The 16,811-nt window shown below is 67.2% G+C and carries 14 protein-coding genes; 9 read left to right on the top strand and 5 right to left on the bottom strand.

The annotated features are described in order from the left end of the window. Nucleotides 1–24: 24 nt before the first annotated feature. Both M2339_RS09870 and M2339_RS09865 read right to left on the bottom strand, forming a co-directional pair. On the bottom strand, nt 25–1,359 hold the full coding sequence (locus tag M2339_RS09870; RefSeq protein ID WP_264586740.1) for an MFS transporter: 1,335 nt from the start codon (nt 1,357–1,359) through the stop codon (nt 25–27). 150 nt (nt 1,360–1,509) lie between these two features. Continuing rightward, nucleotides 1,510–2,430 carry a helix-turn-helix domain-containing protein gene (locus M2339_RS09865; protein WP_264586741.1) on the bottom strand — a complete coding sequence of 307 codons (921 nt, stop codon included), beginning with the start codon at nt 2,428–2,430 and terminating at the stop codon, nt 1,510–1,512. Nucleotides 2,431–2,645: 215 nt separating this feature from the next. Between M2339_RS09865 and M2339_RS09860 the strand changes: the two genes are divergently transcribed. Genes M2339_RS09860 through M2339_RS09845 form a run of 4 tightly spaced genes read left to right on the top strand, consistent with a single transcriptional unit; the run spans nt 2,646 to nt 6,622 of the window. Continuing rightward, nucleotides 2,646–4,139, top strand: a complete 1,494-nt coding sequence (locus M2339_RS09860; protein ID WP_264586742.1) for an aldehyde dehydrogenase family protein — start codon at nt 2,646–2,648, stop codon at nt 4,137–4,139. After that, nucleotides 4,132–4,563 (top strand): DUF3237 domain-containing protein, encoded by a 432-nt coding sequence (locus M2339_RS09855; protein ID WP_264586743.1) that lies wholly within the window; start codon nt 4,132–4,134, stop codon nt 4,561–4,563. Before M2339_RS09860 ends, M2339_RS09855 begins: the two co-directional genes overlap by 8 nt. 2 nt (nt 4,564–4,565) lie before the next feature. Continuing rightward, nucleotides 4,566–5,018 carry a DUF3237 domain-containing protein gene (locus M2339_RS09850; RefSeq protein ID WP_264586744.1) on the top strand — a complete coding sequence of 151 codons (453 nt, stop codon included), beginning with the start codon at nt 4,566–4,568 and terminating at the stop codon, nt 5,016–5,018. Between the two features lie 2 nt (nt 5,019–5,020). Further along, the gene (locus tag M2339_RS09845) at nt 5,021–6,622 is read left to right on the top strand and encodes a GMC family oxidoreductase (RefSeq protein WP_264586745.1); all 1,602 of its coding nucleotides are present in this window, start codon (nt 5,021–5,023) and stop codon (nt 6,620–6,622) included. 12 nt (nt 6,623–6,634) lie between these two features. Here M2339_RS09845 and M2339_RS09840 read toward each other — a convergent pair whose 3' ends face one another. After that, complete coding sequence (locus M2339_RS09840) at nt 6,635–8,308, bottom strand: FAD-dependent oxidoreductase (protein WP_264586746.1); 1,674 nt, start codon at nt 8,306–8,308, stop codon at nt 6,635–6,637. Between the two features lie 93 nt (nt 8,309–8,401). Next, on the bottom strand, nt 8,402–10,489 hold the full coding sequence (locus M2339_RS09835; RefSeq protein ID WP_264586747.1) for a TonB-dependent receptor plug domain-containing protein: 2,088 nt from the start codon (nt 10,487–10,489) through the stop codon (nt 8,402–8,404). 85 nt (nt 10,490–10,574) lie between these two features. Here M2339_RS09835 and M2339_RS09830 point away from each other — a divergent pair, with 85 nt between their 5' ends. Beyond that, a complete protein-coding gene (locus tag M2339_RS09830; RefSeq protein ID WP_264586748.1) occupies nt 10,575–11,084 on the top strand; it encodes a homogentisate 1,2-dioxygenase in 510 nt (169 codons plus the stop codon). Between the two features lie 94 nt (nt 11,085–11,178). Next, nucleotides 11,179–11,871 carry a VIT family protein gene (locus tag M2339_RS09825; protein WP_264606318.1) on the top strand — a complete coding sequence of 231 codons (693 nt, stop codon included), beginning with the start codon at nt 11,179–11,181 and terminating at the stop codon, nt 11,869–11,871. 18 nt (nt 11,872–11,889) lie between these two features. Here the strand turns inward: M2339_RS09825 and M2339_RS09820 are convergent, their stop codons facing one another. Next, nucleotides 11,890–12,663, bottom strand: a complete 774-nt coding sequence (locus M2339_RS09820) for a FadR/GntR family transcriptional regulator (protein ID WP_264574647.1) — start codon at nt 12,661–12,663, stop codon at nt 11,890–11,892. A 153-nt stretch (nt 12,664–12,816) separates the two neighbouring features. Here M2339_RS09820 and M2339_RS09815 point away from each other — a divergent pair, with 153 nt between their 5' ends. From M2339_RS09815 to M2339_RS09805, 3 genes are read left to right on the top strand one after another with little or no spacing between them, the layout of a single operon-like run. Further along, on the top strand, nt 12,817–14,154 hold the full coding sequence (locus M2339_RS09815; RefSeq protein WP_264586750.1) for a Rieske 2Fe-2S domain-containing protein: 1,338 nt from the start codon (nt 12,817–12,819) through the stop codon (nt 14,152–14,154). Nucleotides 14,155–14,163: 9 nt separating this feature from the next. After that, the gene (locus M2339_RS09810) at nt 14,164–15,372 is read left to right on the top strand and encodes a pyridoxal-phosphate-dependent aminotransferase family protein (RefSeq protein WP_264586751.1); all 1,209 of its coding nucleotides are present in this window, start codon (nt 14,164–14,166) and stop codon (nt 15,370–15,372) included. Between the two features lie 39 nt (nt 15,373–15,411). Next, entirely contained in the window at nt 15,412–16,725 is a 1,314-nt protein-coding gene (locus M2339_RS09805) for an MFS transporter (protein WP_264586752.1), read from the top strand. Nucleotides 16,726–16,811 lie beyond the last annotated feature (86 nt).

Raw genomic sequence — 16,811 nt, 5'->3', positions numbered from 1 at the left:
CTCCGTTGCAAAATGAGGGCGCGGTCAATGCGCCGGGACGGTCGCCTGCGCCGCGCGGTGGTTGGTCCGCGCCGCGAGATACAGCATCAGCCCGCCGAGCAGGAAGAAGATGGCGAACAGGCCGATAGCATAGCGCAGGCCCAGGGCCGAGGCCGCCGCGCAGGCTGAGCCCTGAACCTGTCCGGCAGCCCCGGCGCACTGGGTGGCGAACTGACTGCCCCCATAGATGAAGCTCGACGCCATGTCGCTGACCACGCCGACGGATGGCGGTCCCAGCCCCTGACCGAACAGATGGACCATCAACAGGAACACGGCCGATCCGGTCGCCCGGCTGAAGCTGTCCAGCGAGCCGTGCAGCGTCGCGATCGCCGGCCCCATCGCGGTGTAGAAGGAGAAGGAGCCGACCAGCATGAGCGGAATGGCGATGAACAGCATGTTGCTGCTCAGCCCTGCCAGGAAGATCGGTACGCCGATCACGGTGCCGAGCGCCGGGAAGCCAAGCAGCCAGCGCCCATCGCGCCGGGCCATATGCTCACTGCCATAGCCGCCGAGCAGCGTGCCGAAAAAGGCGGCAATGCCGGAGACGACGCCGAAGACGAGACCCGCCTGCGCCGCATCCAGCCCGAAATTGCGGGAGAAGAAAGCGGGAAGGAATGTGTTCACCCCAAAGGCGCCAAGGCTGATGAAGGCGAGGCCTGCGAGCACATAACGGATGCTCTTGTTGCCCAGCAGAAGCCGCACCACCTGCCATGTGCCGAGCTTGCCCGATCCGGCAGCAGCAGGCGGCACGCTGCGCTCTGGTTCATGCAGGCAGAAGAAGCAGAGCAAAGCGATCAGCCCGCCCATCACGCCGAAGAAAACGAACGTGTCACGCCAGCCGAAATGTTCGGCAATGGCGCCGCCCGCGAATGATCCGACCAGAGCCGCCACCGGCACGCCGAGCATGTAGAGCGACAGGGCCGAGGCGCGCTTTTCCGGCGGGACCATGTCGGAGATCATCGAGTGGGGTGGGGCCTCGGTCGCCGCATTGCCGGCCGCCATGCCGCAGCGGCACAGGAAAAGCTGGAAGAAGCTGACCGTCGCGCCCGCCAGTGCCGTGAAGACGGAGGCGAGCATGAGGAAGCTCGCGGTCACGCGGGCGCGGTTGTAGCGTTCTGCCAGGCGCGCAATGGGAACGCTCGCAAAGGCGTTCACCACCGCGAAGGCTGTGCCGCCGAGCAGGCCGATCTGAAGATCGCTGAGCAGGAACTCGGCTTTGATCTTCTCCGCAATGAGCGCGATCATCACCCGGTCGAGGAAACCGAAGGCGTTGATCGAGGCGAGCAGGATCAGGGCGACGGTGAGCTGTCTTCTGGTCACGTTTATCTGTTCCCGGGTGGCAGGCCTGCGGTCGGCAGGCATCGAGCGGCAGGTCTATCTGGATAGACGCTCAGCGCGACATGCCGATTGGATGGGAGCGCATCGACCTGACTGGTCGTGCTCGCGATCGCGATCCCCCTTCCGGGCCGTTCAGTGCAGCGAGAAGAGATTGCGATAATCGCGCGGCGTAAGGCCGAAGCGCTGCTTGAAAGCCCGGCTGAAATGCTGGGAATCGCTAAAGCCCCAAAGGTGGGCGATCTCGGTGATCGAGCGGCGGGCGAGGGCCGGGTCGACCATCTCCTCGCGGCAGCGCTCCAGCCGCCGGTCCCAGATGGCGCGGGCAATGGTATAGGCTTCACCCTCGAACAGCTTGTGGATCGAGCGGCTCGACATGCTGAAATCCCGCGCGATGCGCGCGATGCTCAAGTCCGCATCGGCCAGATGCCGGTCGACATATTCCAGGATCGCCCGTCGCCGGCTTTCGCGCGGGTCGGGCATGGTCAGCACGTCATCGGCATGGATGGTCATGTTGACCAGATGGGCGATCTGGTCGCCGAGCAGCTCGCGGTCCTGCATCCGCAGCGTGTTGCCGGTCATGACCGAGGCGCTCACGCTGGCATGAAGGATCTGGGCCGGCCCGCGCAGGAAGCTACGGGGCTTGCGCCAGCGGTCCAGGCTCCAGCGGGGCGCGGTGAGCAGGCTGCACGGCACCGTCACCGCCAACTGGCGGCACTGGTCCGGCGCGTCGATGGTGTAGGGCACGTCCTTGCGCAGCGCGCACCACTGGCCGGCTTGCACATCATTGTAGAGTCCGCCCTGGCTGATCCGGGCAGTGCCTTCTTCCTGGAACAGCAGCTTCATGGTCGGTGGCGATCGTCGATCGGCCATGTCGGGCAGAACAAGCCGGTGACTGCCCAGCGAAACGATGCAGAAACGGAGCGCGCCGAAATCGCCGCCGCGCAGCGACGCCTCGCGATCGTCCGCAAATTCGATGTGGGGCGCCTGCGTGACGGCGCACCATTGCCGGCTGCGCTCGACGCGGCTCGATGCCTTAGTGGTGAAGATGTGCATCCCCGTGGCTCCTCTCGCATCCTGGCCGGGGTCTTTTGCCCTCGGTCCGGCTTTTGCGCACGCTAGACCCCAGACCGGAGCCTGTCCAGCAGACCGCCGCACTGTTGATTTTGTCTCCAGTGCGGCGCTGGTCAGAAAGATGCGTCGCGAGACAAGTTTGCCCGCAGGCGCGCTGATAGCAGGGGCCTCAGCCGCATCATGGACATGTATTTGAGATGACGTTGAAAGTGCCATTGCCCCTTGCCGCCGAGGCGCGTCATTTCATTGGCGGCGCGTGGACGCCCCCTGCGGCGGGCGACCGGCTGCCGGTGGAAAACCCCGCGACCGGCGCGGTCTTTGCCGAGGTCGGTGCGGGGACTGCGGCGGATATCGACCAGGCCGTGCAGGCGGCCGAATCGGCGATGGTCGCGGCCCGGCGCACGCGCTGGACACCCGCCCAGCGGCAGGATGCCCTGTTGGCACTGGCGCAGGCGGTGGAGCGCCATGCCGAGGATTTCGCGCTGCTCGAAACGCTCGATACCGGTAAGCCGATCAGCAACAGCCGGCGGGTCGACGTGCCCGGCACGGCCGCGACCTTGCGCTATTTCGCGGGCTGGGCGACCAAGCTCACCGGGGAGAGCATGGAGCTTTCCCAACCCGGCGAGACGACGGCGTATACGCTGCGCGAGCCGGTCGGCGTGGTCGGCCACATCATTCCCTGGAATTATCCGTTGATGGGCGCCGCGTTCAAGCTCGGCCCCGCGATTGCGGCGGGCTGTGCGGTGGTGCTCAAGCCGGCGGAGCAATCCTCGCTCTCCGCGCTCAAGCTGGCGGAACTGGCCGTGGCCTGCGGCGTGCCGCCGGGCTTCTTCAATGTCGTGACCGGCCTTGGTCCGGTCGTGGGTGCGGCGCTGGTCGATCATCCCGGCGTCGCGAAGATCAGCTTCACCGGATCGACGGCGACCGGCACGCAGATCGCGGCCGACTGCGCGCGGCAGATGAAGCGGGTGACGGTGGAGCTGGGCGGCAAATCGCCGGTCATCGTCTTTGCCGACGCCGATCTCGATGCCGCCGCGCGCGCCATCGCCATGAACATCTTCTTCAACAGCGGGCAGACCTGTTCGGCCGGCTCGCGCCTGTTCGTGCATCGGTCCGTGGCCGATACGCTGGTGGAGAAGATCGCCCGCATCGGCGCGGGCATGACGATCGGCGATCCGCTCGATCCCGCGACCCAGCTCGGCCCTGTCATCACGCAGGCACAACGCGCGCGGATCATGGGCTTTGTCGAGGGCGCCCTCACACAGGGCGCCAGCCGCGCGGGCGGCGACATCGCCCTGCCGGAGCAAGGCTATTATGTCGCGCCGACGGTGCTCGGCTCCGTGCAGGCGGGCATGGCGGCGGTGGATGAGGAGATTTTCGGCCCCGTGCTGTGCGCGATCCCGTTCGATACCGACGATCTCGATGAAATCGCCGCACTAGCCAATGCGAGCCGCTATGGCCTCTCCGCCTATGTCTGGACGCGCAGCCTCTCGCGGGCGCATGGCATGGTCAGTCGCCTCCGGGCCGGGACCGTGCGGGTCAACAGCAGCGCTGGCGACATCGCGATGCCCGCGGGCGGCGTCAGGCAATCCGGCTTCGGCCGCGAAAATGGGAGAGCCGGGGTGGAAGCCTATACCGAACTCAAATCCGTGACGATCGCGCACGATCATCAGGTCCACGGTCATGGCTGAGGGAAGCAGCGCGCCGGTGCCCGGCTTCGCGCCCGCCTTCCGCATGACGCCCATGCGCGCCTTCCCGGTCACGGTCGGCGAGATCGCGACCGGCGGCCAGCGCAGCTATGTGTCCATCGGCGGCGGCACCTTCGTAGGCGAGGGGCTTGAGGGCCGGCTGGTCGGCGGCAGCGAGATGCATCTGCTGCGCGCTGATGGCGTCACGGTGGTCGAAGCCTCTTATTATGTCGCCTTCAGCGATGGCAGTTTCGCCCGCTGCTTCGGCAATGGCTATCGCACCCGCGCGCCGGATTTCGAGGGACTGCGGCTCGCTTTGCTGTTCGAGGCCGCCGAGGATGGCGGCGTCGCCCATCTGGCACGGCTGGCGTTCGTTGCCGAGCAGGCCGAGGGCAGCCCTGTCCTCAACATCGAGAGGATCGTCTGACCATGCGGCTGGAATTCGCTCTGGAAATGCGCATCGGCCTTGGTCCGCGCATGCATATCGAGGTGGCGCAGGGCTACACGCGCGGTGCGGTGCTGATCGGCGAGGGCAGCTTCTCCGGCCCCGGCCTTTCGGGCCGGATCGTCAAGGGCAGCGGCGGCGACTTTCCCCTCGTGCGCCCCGATGGCGGTGGGCGGTTCGAATCGCAATATCTGCTGGAGACGGACGACGGCGCCCATATCCTCAAGCGCAGCACCGGCGTGCGCAGCGCCCCGCCGGAGGTGGTCAAGGCCTTGCTGGCGGGCGAGCAGGTCGATCCGCAAAGCTATTATATGCGCATGACTCCGCGCTTCGAGGCGCCCGCCGGCCCCTATGACTGGCTGAACCGCACGATTTTCGTCGGCGTCGGCCAGCGCAATCCGGAAGGCTCCATATTCCGGTTCTGGAAAGTCATCTGAGCGTGGACCGGTTCGATTACATCGTCGTCGGCGCCGGCTCGGCAGGCTGCGTGCTCGCCGCCCGCCTGTCCGAAGATCCGCGCAACCGCGTGCTGCTGCTGGAAGCCGGCGGCAGCGACCGGCGGCTGGATGTGCGCCTGCCGCTGGCGGTCTCCAAGCTGTGGCCCAATCCGGCGCTCACCTGGGGCTTCATGTCGGAGCCGGAGGCGGAGCTGGACGGCCGCCGCCTGCCGGTCGCGCGCGGGCGGATGCTCGGCGGCACGTCCTCGCTCAACGGCATGATGGCGATCCGGGGGCACAAGGCCGATTATGATGGCTGGCGCGATACCGGCCTCGCCGACTGGGGCTGGGACGATGTGCTGCCCTGGTTCCGCAAGCTGGAGCGGCACTGGCGCGGCGATACGCCCGAACATGGCGGCAGCGGGCCGCTGAGCGTCGAGCCGCATCCGGCGCCCAGCCCGCTGATGGCCAATGTGCTGGAGGCGGCCCGGTCGCTCGGCTACCCGATCACGGAGGATTTCAACGGCCCGCGAACCGACGGTTTCGGCATGCCGGATTTCACGACGCGCAACGGTCGCCGCGCCAATACGTCGGAGGCCTATCTGCGTCCGGCGCTGCGCCGGCCCAATCTGGAGGTGCGCACCGGTGCCGTGGCGACGCGTGTGCTGCTGCGTGATGGCCGGGCAATCGGCATCGAGGTTTCACGCAACGGGCGACTGGAAGAGATCCTCGCCGAGCGCGAAGTGCTGCTGGCCGGCGGCGCGATCAACGCGCCGCAACTGCTGCTGCTCTCGGGCATTGGGCCGGGCGCCCATCTGCAGGAGATGGGCCTGGATGTCGCCGTGGAAAGCGGCGAGGTCGGCGCCAATCTGCAGGATCATCCCGGCGCCGGCATGGAGTTCGATCTCGATCCTGCGCTCGCCTTCGACCGGGAATTGCGCTTCGACCGGCTGACCGGCTCGTTCCTGCGCTGGGTGGCAGGGCGCAAGAGCATCATGGGGGCGCCCCCGCTCGCCGCTTCCGCCAATGTCGCCACCGGCGCGGACCCGGATGTGATCGACATGCACTTCCTGCTGATCCCGCTCTCCATGTTCTCGCGGGTCTGGTTCCCCGGCGTGGCCCGGCCGTTCGGGCCGCGCATGGGGGCGATGTGGTCGCTCAACTACCCCAAGAGCCGGGGCTGGCTGAAGCTCGGTTCGCCCGATCCGCTGGCCCATCCGCGCATCGCCTTCAACCTGATGAGCGACCCGGAGGATCAGCGCGCCATGCTCGGCGGCTATCGCGGACTGGAGGCGCTCATCCGTCAGCCGGCGCTCGCCAAGGTGGTGGGGCAGATGCGGCGGCCGGAGCGACCCTTGCTGTCGGATGAGGAAGTCATGGCCTATATCCGCGAGACAGCGGCGACGGCCTATCACCCGAGCGGCACCTGCCGCATGGGCAGCGATGCGCAGGCCGTCGTCGACGGGCGCCTGCGGGTGAATGGCGTCGACGGGCTGCGAGTGGTCGACGCCTCCATCTTCCCGCGCCTGCCCGGCGGCAATACCAACCTCCCGGTCATCATGGTCGCCGAGCGCGCTGCGGACTTCATCAGACGCGGGGAATAGCCGCGCGGGTGATCACTCCGCCGGCTCCATCTCCAGCGGCTGCTCATCGCCAATGTAAAGCAGCGCGCCCTGATCGAGCAGGCGCTGCTGCACGGCGCGCACGTCCACCTGACGCGGGGTAACGCCCGCGCGCACCGCAAGGCTTGCCGCCGCACCCGCCGCCTCGCCCATGGACATGCAGGTCGCCTGATCGCGCACCGCGCCCAGCGCCGCGAAGGTGGCGGAGACGCAGCGCCCCGCTACCAGCAGGCCCTCAATGCCCTTGGGCAGCAGGATGCGATGGGGAATGTCGTATGGCGCCTTGAACGGCGAGGCCACGCCATCGCCCCACAGGCCGGTCACCGAATGCAGGTCCGGCCCGCGCGGCCCGCCCTTGGCGATCACGTCGGGAAAGCGCCGCCCTGCCAGCACATCATCCTCGGTGAGGATATAATCGCCGACGATCCGCCGGCCCTCGCGCGCGCCGCCGGTGGGGGATTCCATGACGATATAGGCCTCCTCGAAGCCGGGGATGCGCTCGCGCAAGAAGTTGAGGTACACGCGGTTGAGTTTGCGCCGATAAATCAGCGACTTGCTCACTTCCTCCTCATTGGTGTGGTCGTACCAGACCTCGTACACGCCGGACATCATCTGCCCGTCGCGCATCTTGCCGTGGCGGAAGATGCCGATGCTGCCAAAGCGCGGCGGCGGATAGACCGGCTCTGTCGCGCCATAGAGCAAGGGCACCTTGCCGGCCTTGATATACTCCACCCATTCGCGGTCCAGCCCGGCGGGGAGGGGGACATATTTGCCATCCACCTTGGGTGCCGTCGCCTTGCCGGGGATCGGGCCGCCCGCTGCGGGAGAGAGGCGCAACTTGGGGATGCCGCCGGCCGCGCGGATGCGGTCCACCTCGTCCCAGTCGGTCGGCTGGGCCATGGGCTCGGCGTAGAGCGTCTCGCCCTTGAGCGACTTGTAGGTATTCACCGGCCGCCCGCCACCCATCAGCGCGGAGCGCTCGCGGTCCAGCTCGGCGCGCTCTTCTTCGCTCAGCAGCGGCTGGTTGCGCAGATAGTCGATCAGCCGGTCGACATCGATGCCGCCGATCTGCATGTCCATCGATCCGCCATGATGGCGCCCGTCTTCCTCGCGGCCATGGTGGAAGGGCGCGCCGGCCCAGGCGGCCACGTCTGCATCGGCGGAGGCGTCGATCACCACATCGGCCAGCACCACCTGCCCGCCGGACTTGTTGCCGATGGCGACGCCCGTCACCCGCCCGTCCTCCACCAGCGTGTCGAACACCACGGTGTTGAACAGCACCTCGACGCCGGCCTCTTCCATCATTTCATCGAGCAGGCTGGTCATCATCACGGAGTCGGTCGGGTGCCGCGCAATCGGGCTACCCTCCGGCGCGCCGCCGATGGCCTGGATGCGGTGCAGGATCTCCAGCGAGATGCCCTTCACCACCGGCGTGCCGATGCCCTTCTCGATGATATAGCCATTGATGCCGATCCCGCCGATGCCGCCCCCGGTCATCATCCCGCCCAGATAGCCGACCCGCTCGATGAGCATCACCCGCGCACCATTGCGCGCCGCGCTCAGCGCCGCGACGCATCCGGCCGGCCCGCCGCCGACGACAACGACGTCCATCGCCTTCGCCGGCGCCAGCGCGGCCATAAACCGCTCGTTCTTCCTCTGGACGGCCATGCGCTCTCCTCCGCTCCTATTGTGAGGCGAGAGCATATCCGCAGAAAGATCATATAGAAAGACAGTAATATCGATTGTGGAGGGACAGAGGCGTCAGTAGCGCGCGCTCAGGGTGAGGAACAGCGAGCGGCCCGGTTCGGGGAAGCCATCGGTCAGCACATAATCCCGGTCGAAGAGGTTGCGACCGCCAACGCTGAGCGTGGCCTGCGGCGTCAGCGCATATTCGATGCTCAGCCCGGCCAGCGCATAGCCGCCCGTCTTGTAATAGATGGGCGCGAGGCCGTTGGCGGAGGCCGGGGTGACGGTCGTGCGGCGCGAAGCAAAATCGAGGTTGGGCGTGACGCGCAGGGCAGGGACGGGCCGCCAGCCCAGATAAGCAAAGCCCTTGTGGCCCGGCACATCGGTCAGCTGGAACGGGCGGATCAGGCTGCCCGCCGGCGCCATGCCGACCGTGAAGTCCCGCTGGATGTAGGAATAATTGCCGCCCAGCTCGATCTGGTCGCTCAGCCTCACATCCACTGCGATCTCGCCGCCATAATAACGCGCCGATCCGTAATTCTCGCGGCGATTGAGGTTGGCCGGCGTGCGGACCGAGACCAGCGCGTCGCTCACCCAGCTGTGGAAGAGCGCTGCGCTGACATGGAGCGGCCCCAGCTGACGCGCGCCGCCGACCTCCAGCGTGGTCGCCCGTTCCGGGTTTAGGCCGGGATTGGGCTCGGCGGTGCCGAACTGGCTGCTGAACCGCTCGAACAAAGTCGGAAAGCGGGCACGGGACGAGAGCGAGAGATGCGCCGCGCTGCCATGCTCGCCGCGCCAGTCCAGCCGCCCTTGCGCGTTCAGCGCATCGACGTTGCGCAGCGGAAAGCTGTAGAGCCGGTTGGCGCCGGTCTGCCCCTGCGGCACGCCATAGTCCTCCGCGCGGTCGAGATCGCGCCAGTCATAGGAGGCGCCCAGCGTCAGGGTGAGCGTCGGCAGCAAGGCGAAGCGGTTCTCCACCGCGATGCTCCAGTTGCGCTCGGCACTGATCTGCACCGGCTCGGCGATGCTGCCGGGCAGGCCCGGCCGGCTGGTCTGGGATTCGCTGTGCTCGTCATGCCGATAATGGAAGGCAAGGGTCAGGCGGTTGACGGGCAGCAGGTCCACGCCAAGTTCCGCCGATCCGCCATAGGCCGTGTCCGCATAAGGGCTGTCGAAGGACCGACCCAGTGTCTGGCTGGTCTGGCTGCGGCTGTCCCAGGATCGCAGTAGATTGTCGAAGCGGCTGTAATAGGCCCGCGTCTTGAGCGTCGCCTGATTGCTGAGCGCGGTGGTGGAAAAGAAAGCCAGCGTGTCGATGGTCCAATAGGGCCAACTCCAGTTGCGAAGCGAGACATTGCTCGTATCGCCCACATGCAGCGGCGCATTCTTGCTGCCTTCCTGCCGTGTGTAGCTCAGCACATATTCGTCGGTGGCGTTGGGAGTGACGCCCAGCTTGGCATTCACGCGCCAATCTGATGTGCGGGAGAAGTCGCGCGCGCCGCCGTCCTCGTTCGCGCTGACCGGGTGGAAGCCACCGGCAAGCGTCCAGTGATCGGTGAAATTGCGGGCATAACTCGCCTGCGCGTACCAATGGTCCTGCCGCGTGCCGAGCAGGGCGAAGACGCTGTAGCCGGCATAATCCGCATCGCGGTCGAGATTGAGTGTAGCGCGCGCCTCGGCCTCCAAGGCCTTGGTGGGCTTGCGCGTGACGAGATTGATCGCACCGCCCATGGCACCGGGACCATCCAGCACGGAGGCATAGGCCTTCGCGACCTGCACCTCGGCGACGTCCGGCGTGAGGAAGCGGCCGAAGTCCAGCCGGTTGTCGGCCGGGAGATAGACGCGGATCCCGTCAATCGAGAGCGGCACCTGAAAGCGGTCGAAGCCGCGCACGAACACCAGCCGTTCGTTGCGCGAGCCGCCGCTATTGCCTGCCGCGACGCCCGGCAGGAGGTTGATCGCATCGTCGAGCTGCACGCGGTTGAAGCGGACCATGGCCTGCTGGCCGAGCGTGTCCGTGCCGAGCAGCCGGTCAGGTCCGGCGGGCGCCGTCACGATGATCTGGCCGAGGCCGAAACTGCCGGCCTCGCTCTCCGGCGCCTGTGCGCGGCCCGTGCCGGACGTGACCAGAATTGCGGCGCCCAGCACCAGTGTCGCTCTCATCAATGGGTCCCCTTTTCTTGTTCGTGATTCGATGTATATGCGCAAATACATCGAAAGAACCGACCGTCCAGAGGAGAAGCGGACAATGCGTATGATGATGGCTCTCGCAATGGCGCTGGCACCGGTGCCCGTCGCCGCTCAGATGCCCGCTGCGGATGCGCCCGCCTGCGCGGACGATGCGGCTCTGCCGCCTGAATTTGCTGCCTGGCGCAGCGCCGAGCGGGTTGCCAGCGCGACGGAAGCAGCCGTTCAGCTCAAGCCCGGCCAGGCCGTCGATCTCACCTTGTCGCCTGCCTCATCCGTTGCGTTCGCTGCCGCGCCCGAGCGTGCGGCCAAGCCCGGCACCTACGCCGGGATGCTGGCGTTCGACGCCCCGCGCGACGGCGTCTACCGTGTCGCCTTGGGCGCAGCGGCGTGGGTGGACATGGTGACCGACGGCGCGCGCGTGCCCTCGCTCACGCATGGGCACGGGCCGGCTTGCTCGGGCATCCGCAAGATCGTCGATTTCCGCCTCAAGGCCGGGCGCCACATCCTGCAGATCAGCGGCAGCGAGGCGCCTGTCACCAGGGCGATGATCGTGCCGGCCACCGGATAAGATCGCGCCAGCCCTCCGCCCAAGGGCAGATTTCCCCAATCGCCGCGCAGGCCCGGTTCTGATAAACTCGCGCCGAACTGTGAGGGGATCATCCATGAGGTCGCATCGGGAATATCATCTTGTTTCTCGCATTGGCTGGCTCCGCGCGGCGGTGCTGGGCGCCAATGACGGCATCGTGTCCACGGCCAGCCTCATCCTCGGCGTGGCGGCCTCGGGTGCGGATCGGTCGGCGCTGATCGTCGCGGGTGCTGCCGGTCTGGTGGCCGGGGCGATGTCGATGGCGGCCGGCGAATATGTCTCGGTCAGCTCTCAGTCCGACACCGAGCGCTCCGACCTCGCGCGCGAAACGCAGGAGCTGGCCACCGCGCCCGAGGCCGAGCTGCAGGAACTCACCGACATCTACGTCGCGCGCGGCGTCGATCCGGCGACGGCGCGGCGCGCGGCCGAGCAGATGATGGCCCATGATGCGCTCGGCGCTCATGCGCGTGACGAGCTGCACATTACCGAGACGACAGCGGCCCGCCCGGTGGTGGCCGCCTTCACCTCCGCCGCCACCTTCACGGCCGGCGCGGCGCTGCCGCTGGTGCTGGCCGCCGTGCTGCCGATGGACCGCATGGTGGTGGGCGAGGCGGCAGGGTCGATCCTGTTTCTCGGCCTGCTCGGCGCCATTGGCGCGCGCGCTGGCGGGGCCAAGCCCTGGCGGCCGGTGGCGCGGGTGGTCTTCTGGGGCGCGCTTGCCATGGCCCTGACAGCCGGGATCGGGCGGCTGGTCGGGACGAGCGTCTGACCGGAGAGCGTGGGCCGCCTAGCTGGCAGGTGTCGCGATCCCCGCCTGGTCGCTCAGCTCCTTGAGCCGGTAGAGCATCGACTTGCGCCGATCGAGCAGATGGAGGCGCATCGCCGTGAAGGCGCCCTCACTGTCGCGCGCGGCGATCCGGTCGAAAATGCCCTGCAGCGACTTGTAGCCGATGCGGCTGTTGCGCGGTGAGGCTTCCAGCGCCGTGAACAGGTTGAGCAGCGCATGCTCCAGCGCATGCATGAGCGTCACCAGCGTGCGCGCGCCCGAGGCCTCCACGATGAAGCGGTGGAAGGCGAGGATGCGATCGACGGACTCCCGCCGCGGCAGGTCCGGCTCCATGATCCGCTCCAGCAGCAGCCGCAGCGCCTCGATCTGGTCGTCGGTGATCTTCTCGGCGGCAAGCTCTGCCGCGCGGCATTCGATGCCGATGCGGGCATCGAAAATCTCCTCGGCCGTCACTTGCACGAGCATGAACTGCACCGCCAGGGCGGTGGCGAACTGGTCCGGCTTGCCCTCGGCAATCGTCGCGCCGCCGCCCGCGCCGGTCTTGATCGTGACGACCCCCAGCGCTTCGAGCCGGCCCAGCGCCTCGCGGATCGGCACGCGGCTGGTCTGGAAGGTCTCGGTCAACTGCGCCTCGGTGCCGAGGAACTGGCCGGGTTTGAACTGGCCGGCGAACAGCGCATCGATCACCTGCGAGACGATGCGCGAGGCGAGCGACTGGCTGCGCACGGAACTGAAAACGGTGTCGGATTCGGCCAAGGGAACAGGCTTTCTCATGTTGGCATCGCCCGCGCGGGGCGGGCGATCGGTCATTCTATATGATGATTTCAATCCTGCCCCGCCCGGCATTGCTTGACAAGCCACGCCGCATCGGATGAAAAAGAATAACTATATTATAGTTTGATTCATTCAAGTGTGGGGGAGGGCGGAATGTCGCCGGAAGACAATGCCTTGCTGACCCAGACCGGTCCCGGCACCCCCATGGGCGCGTTGATGCGGGAATATTGGATCCCCGCTTTCATGCCGGACGAAGTCAAGGCTGGCGGCGCGCCGCTGCGGCTACGGCTGCTCGGGGAGAACTTCCTCGCCTTCCGCTCGCCCGATGGATCGCTGGGCGTGGTCGATCATCGCTGCGCCCATCGCTGCGCGTCGCTGTTCTATGGCCGCAATGAGGAGGGCGGCATCCGCTGCGTCTATCATGGCTGGAAGTTCGATCGGACCGGCCAGTGCATCGAGATGCCGAGCGAGCCGCCGGAGACGGACTATAAGGACAAGGTGAAAATCCGCGCGCTGCCCGTGGTCGAGCGCTACGGCGTCGCCTGGGTCTATATGGGCACCCGCGCCGAGCCGCCGGCGCTGCCGCATTTCGACTGGGACGAGGTGGAGGCGGGCCAGCCGCTCACCGTCACCTTCATGATGCGCGAGTGCAACTGGCTGCAGGCGCTGGAGGGGGACATCGACACCTGCCATGTCGGCTTCCTGCATCTGGGCGCGGCCACGCCGGACCAGTTCGAGGAAGGCTCGATCAATTATTACCGGCAGATGCGCGAGAATCTTGCGCCGAAATATGAGGCGCTGGAGACCGATTACGGGACCATGTATTGCGCCTACCGCCCCGCCGGGGACAATCTCTATCACCGCATCGGCCAGTTCGCGCTGCCCTTCTGGACCATGGCGCCCTCCGAACCGCTCGACCATATCCGCGCCCGCGCCTGGGTGCCGCTGGATGATCATCATGCCATGCTCGTCACCATCGGCGGCCCGCGCACCGGCGCGACGACGCTCACCAAGGCGGGCAAGCCGATCCCCGGCACCACCTCGCCCATCAATTTCCTGCCCAACACCACCGACTGGCTCGGCCGCTTCCGCATCGATGCCAATCCGCGCAACGATCATCTGATCTCGCGTGAGGCGCAGTCGACGCAGAGCTATAGCGGCATCGAGGCGATCCCGGTGCAGGATCAGGCCGTCACCGAGAGCATGGGGCCGGTGGTGGACCGCACCATGGAGCATCTGGGCACCAGCGATCGGATGATCGTGCTCACCCGCCGGCGGCTCAAATGGGCCGCGACGGCGTTGCTGGACGACGGGGTGGTGCCGCCGGGCGTCGATAATCCGGCCTGCTACCATAATGTCCGCGCCGGCTATGCGCTGCTCCCGCCCGAGCAGGACTGGCTCGATTTCTACAATGCGCGCCGCGCGGTGTGGAGCAGGGGGACCGCCGAGCCGGTGGACCGCAAGCGCCGCCTCGCGCCCGCGCCAGCCTGAGGACCGTTCATGTCTGCCACGTCTTCCCATCGCCCCGGCGCGCACTTCCTGCAACTGCCCGGTCCCACGACCACGCCGCAACGGGTGATGGAGGCAATTGCGCGCCCAACCATCAACCATCGCGGGCCTGATTTTCGCGATCTCACGGTCGAGGTGCTGGGCGGGATAAAGGGCATTTTCAAGACCGCCGGCCCGGTCATCATCTACCCTTCGTCGGGCACCGGCGCGTGGGAGGCGGCGCTGGTCAACGCGCTCTCGCCGGGCGATGCGGTGCTGATGTACGAGACCGGCTGGTTCGCGACCCTCTGGTGCCGGCTCGCCCGCAAGATCGGCCTGGAGCCCGAGCTGATCCCCGGCGACTGGCGCACCCCGGTCGATGCCGCGGCCATTGGCGAGCGGCTGCGCGCGGACAAGGCGCATCGCATCAAGGCGGTCTGCGTGGTCCATAACGAGACCTCCACCGGCGTGACCTCAGACATCGCCGCCGTGCGCCGCGCCATCGATGAAGCGGGGCATCCCGCGCTGCTGATGGCCGATCTGGTCTCGTCGCTGGCGTCGGTGGATTATCAGCATGATGTCTGGGGCGTGGATGTGGCGGTCGGCGGCTCGCAAAAGGGGCTGATGCTGCCGCCGGGCCTCTCCTTCAATGCCCTGTCGCAAAAGGCGATCGCGGCGTCGAAATCGGCCGGGATGAGGCGCTCTTATTGGGACTGGGGCGAGATGCTGGAGGCCAATGCCCGGGGCTTCTTCCCCTACACCCCGGCCATCAATCTGCTGCAGGGGCTGCGCGAGGCCATTGCCATGATGCAGGAGGAGGGGCTGGACGCCGTCTTCGCGCGTCACCAGCGGGCGGCGCAGGCGACGCGTGCTGCAGTCGCCCAATGGGGCTTCGAGACGCAATGCCGCGATGCCGCCGCCCATTCGCCGGTGCTCACCGCCGTGCGGATGCCGGACGGTATCTCCGCCGATGCGGTGCGCGAGGCGGCGCTGGAGCGCTGCAACATGAGCCTCGGCAATGGCCTCGGCCAACTCGATGACCGGGTGTTCCGGATCGGCCATCTCGGTGACTTCAGCGACGCGCTGGTGCTCGGCACCATCGCCGCGACGGAAGCTGCGCTGGCCTTCGCCGGCGTGCCTTATCGGGCCGGCGGCACGGAGGCGGCCATCGCCGTGCTGACCGGGCAGGCGCAGCGCGGCGCGCCCGGCCTGGCCGCCTGATCGGGCGAGGACGGCAAGAGGCAGGACGGGAGCGAGAGCATGGCAGGTCGAGCGAGCCTCACAGACAAGATCGCTATCATCCGCGCGACCTGGCGCTATCCGGGTTGGGGCGTGGTCGCCAAGGCGTTCTTCATCTTCCTCATCGCCTTCGGCGCGCCGCTGACCATGCCGTTCGTCTATCCCGAGGTCATGAAGGAGTTCGGCTGGACGCTCACCCAGGCGACGCTCATCTACACCTATAAGAGCCTCACCGGCGCGATCATGGCGATCTTCATCATCGGTCCGCTGGTGGAGCGGATCGGCCTCAAGCTGGTGCTGGTCGGCGCCATGGCGGCCGAAGCCATCGGGCTGGCGGGCTTCCTGTTCGTCCACTCGCTGTGGAGCTATTATGTCGTCGGCTTCATGATCGGCATCGGCCAGGGCGCCGTGATCATTTCGCTGCGGCTGCTTGTTTCGCGCTGGTTCATGCGCAATGTCGGGCTGGCGACGGGCGTCGCGGTCATCGGCACCAGCTTTGGCGGGGTGCTGTTCCCGCTGATGACCAGCCAGCTCATTCCGCTTTATGGCTGGCGCGTCGCCTTTGCCTGTCTGAGCATCGGCATCTTCTGCATTTCCATCCCGCTCGCGCTGTCGGTGCGGTTCAACCCCAGCGAGGCGGATGTGCTGCCCGAGGCGGTACGGACGAGCGAGCAGGTCAGCAGCGCCCGGCTGCGCGCGGCCGATCTCGGCATCAGCTTCCGCACCATGCTGCGCCAGCACGCCTTCTGGCTGATCGCGCTGGCGACGTTCCTCTCGGCGCTGATCGATCAGGCGCTCTTCCAGCACAGCATCTATTATCTCACCAACGAGATCGGCCTCTCGCGCACCGTCGCTGCCTCGGCCTGGTCGCTCACCTTCCTCATCGGCATCGGCGCCAAGTTCGTCGCGGGCATGACGTTCGATCGCTTTTCGGTGAAGGGCGTCGCCGGATGGAACCTGCTGCTCGGCCTCGCCATCCTGCTGGCGCTGCCGGTGCAGGGGCTGTTCACCGCGCTCGTCTTCACCACCGTGCTGGGCGTCGCGCATGGCGGGCTGACCGTGGATGGCCCGGTCGTCGCCAAGCATGTCTATGGCCCCGGCCTCATGAACCGCCTGCTGCCGGTGCTCGCCGGCTTCAACACCATGGGATCGGCCTTCGGGCCGGTCGTGCTGGCGAACCTGTACGATCGCACCGGCACCTATCTGGTCGGCTTTGGTGTGTTCATCGGCCTGACGATCGTCGCCGCACTGCTGATGGCGCGCGTCACCCCGGCCTATCTGCTGCGGATCAGGGCGCTGCAGGATAGCGGGTCAGAACGCGCAACCGGTAGCTAATGGCCGCCTGAACACATTCCAACCGCTGACTATGCGCTGTCACCCAATGTTGAGCGGCGCGTTTGCTCCCTATCCTGCGTCATTCC

Origin of the sequence: Sphingobium sp. B2D3C (genome assembly GCF_025961835.1) — a bacterium.
In the GTDB taxonomy this organism is placed as follows: domain Bacteria; phylum Pseudomonadota; class Alphaproteobacteria; order Sphingomonadales; family Sphingomonadaceae; genus Sphingobium.
Note: the sequence above shows the minus strand (reverse complement) of the source record. Positions and strands in the feature narration are given on the sequence as shown.

What these genes read in the sequence shown, in the direction of transcription:
- M2339_RS09855 (WP_264586743.1), top strand. Translation starts at nt 4,132, where the DNA reads ATGGCTGAGGGAAGCAGCGCGCCGGTGCCCGGCTTCGCGCCCGCCTTC.
- M2339_RS09810 (WP_264586751.1), top strand. Translation starts at nt 14,164, where the DNA reads ATGTCTGCCACGTCTTCCCATCGCCCCGGCGCGCACTTCCTGCAACTG.
- M2339_RS09825 (WP_264606318.1), top strand. Translation starts at nt 11,179, where the DNA reads ATGAGGTCGCATCGGGAATATCATCTTGTTTCTCGCATTGGCTGGCTC.
- M2339_RS09830 (WP_264586748.1), top strand. Translation starts at nt 10,575, where the DNA reads ATGCGTATGATGATGGCTCTCGCAATGGCGCTGGCACCGGTGCCCGTC.
- M2339_RS09860 (WP_264586742.1), top strand. Translation starts at nt 2,646, where the DNA reads ATGACGTTGAAAGTGCCATTGCCCCTTGCCGCCGAGGCGCGTCATTTC.
- M2339_RS09835 (WP_264586747.1), bottom strand. Translation starts at nt 10,489, where the DNA reads ATGAGAGCGACACTGGTGCTGGGCGCCGCAATTCTGGTCACGTCCGGC.
- M2339_RS09840 (WP_264586746.1), bottom strand. Translation starts at nt 8,308, where the DNA reads ATGGCCGTCCAGAGGAAGAACGAGCGGTTTATGGCCGCGCTGGCGCCG.
- M2339_RS09820 (WP_264574647.1), bottom strand. Translation starts at nt 12,663, where the DNA reads ATGAGAAAGCCTGTTCCCTTGGCCGAATCCGACACCGTTTTCAGTTCC.
- M2339_RS09805 (WP_264586752.1), top strand. Translation starts at nt 15,412, where the DNA reads ATGGCAGGTCGAGCGAGCCTCACAGACAAGATCGCTATCATCCGCGCG.
- M2339_RS09815 (WP_264586750.1), top strand. Translation starts at nt 12,817, where the DNA reads ATGTCGCCGGAAGACAATGCCTTGCTGACCCAGACCGGTCCCGGCACC.
- M2339_RS09850 (WP_264586744.1), top strand. Translation starts at nt 4,566, where the DNA reads ATGCGGCTGGAATTCGCTCTGGAAATGCGCATCGGCCTTGGTCCGCGC.
- M2339_RS09865 (WP_264586741.1), bottom strand. Translation starts at nt 2,430, where the DNA reads ATGCACATCTTCACCACTAAGGCATCGAGCCGCGTCGAGCGCAGCCGG.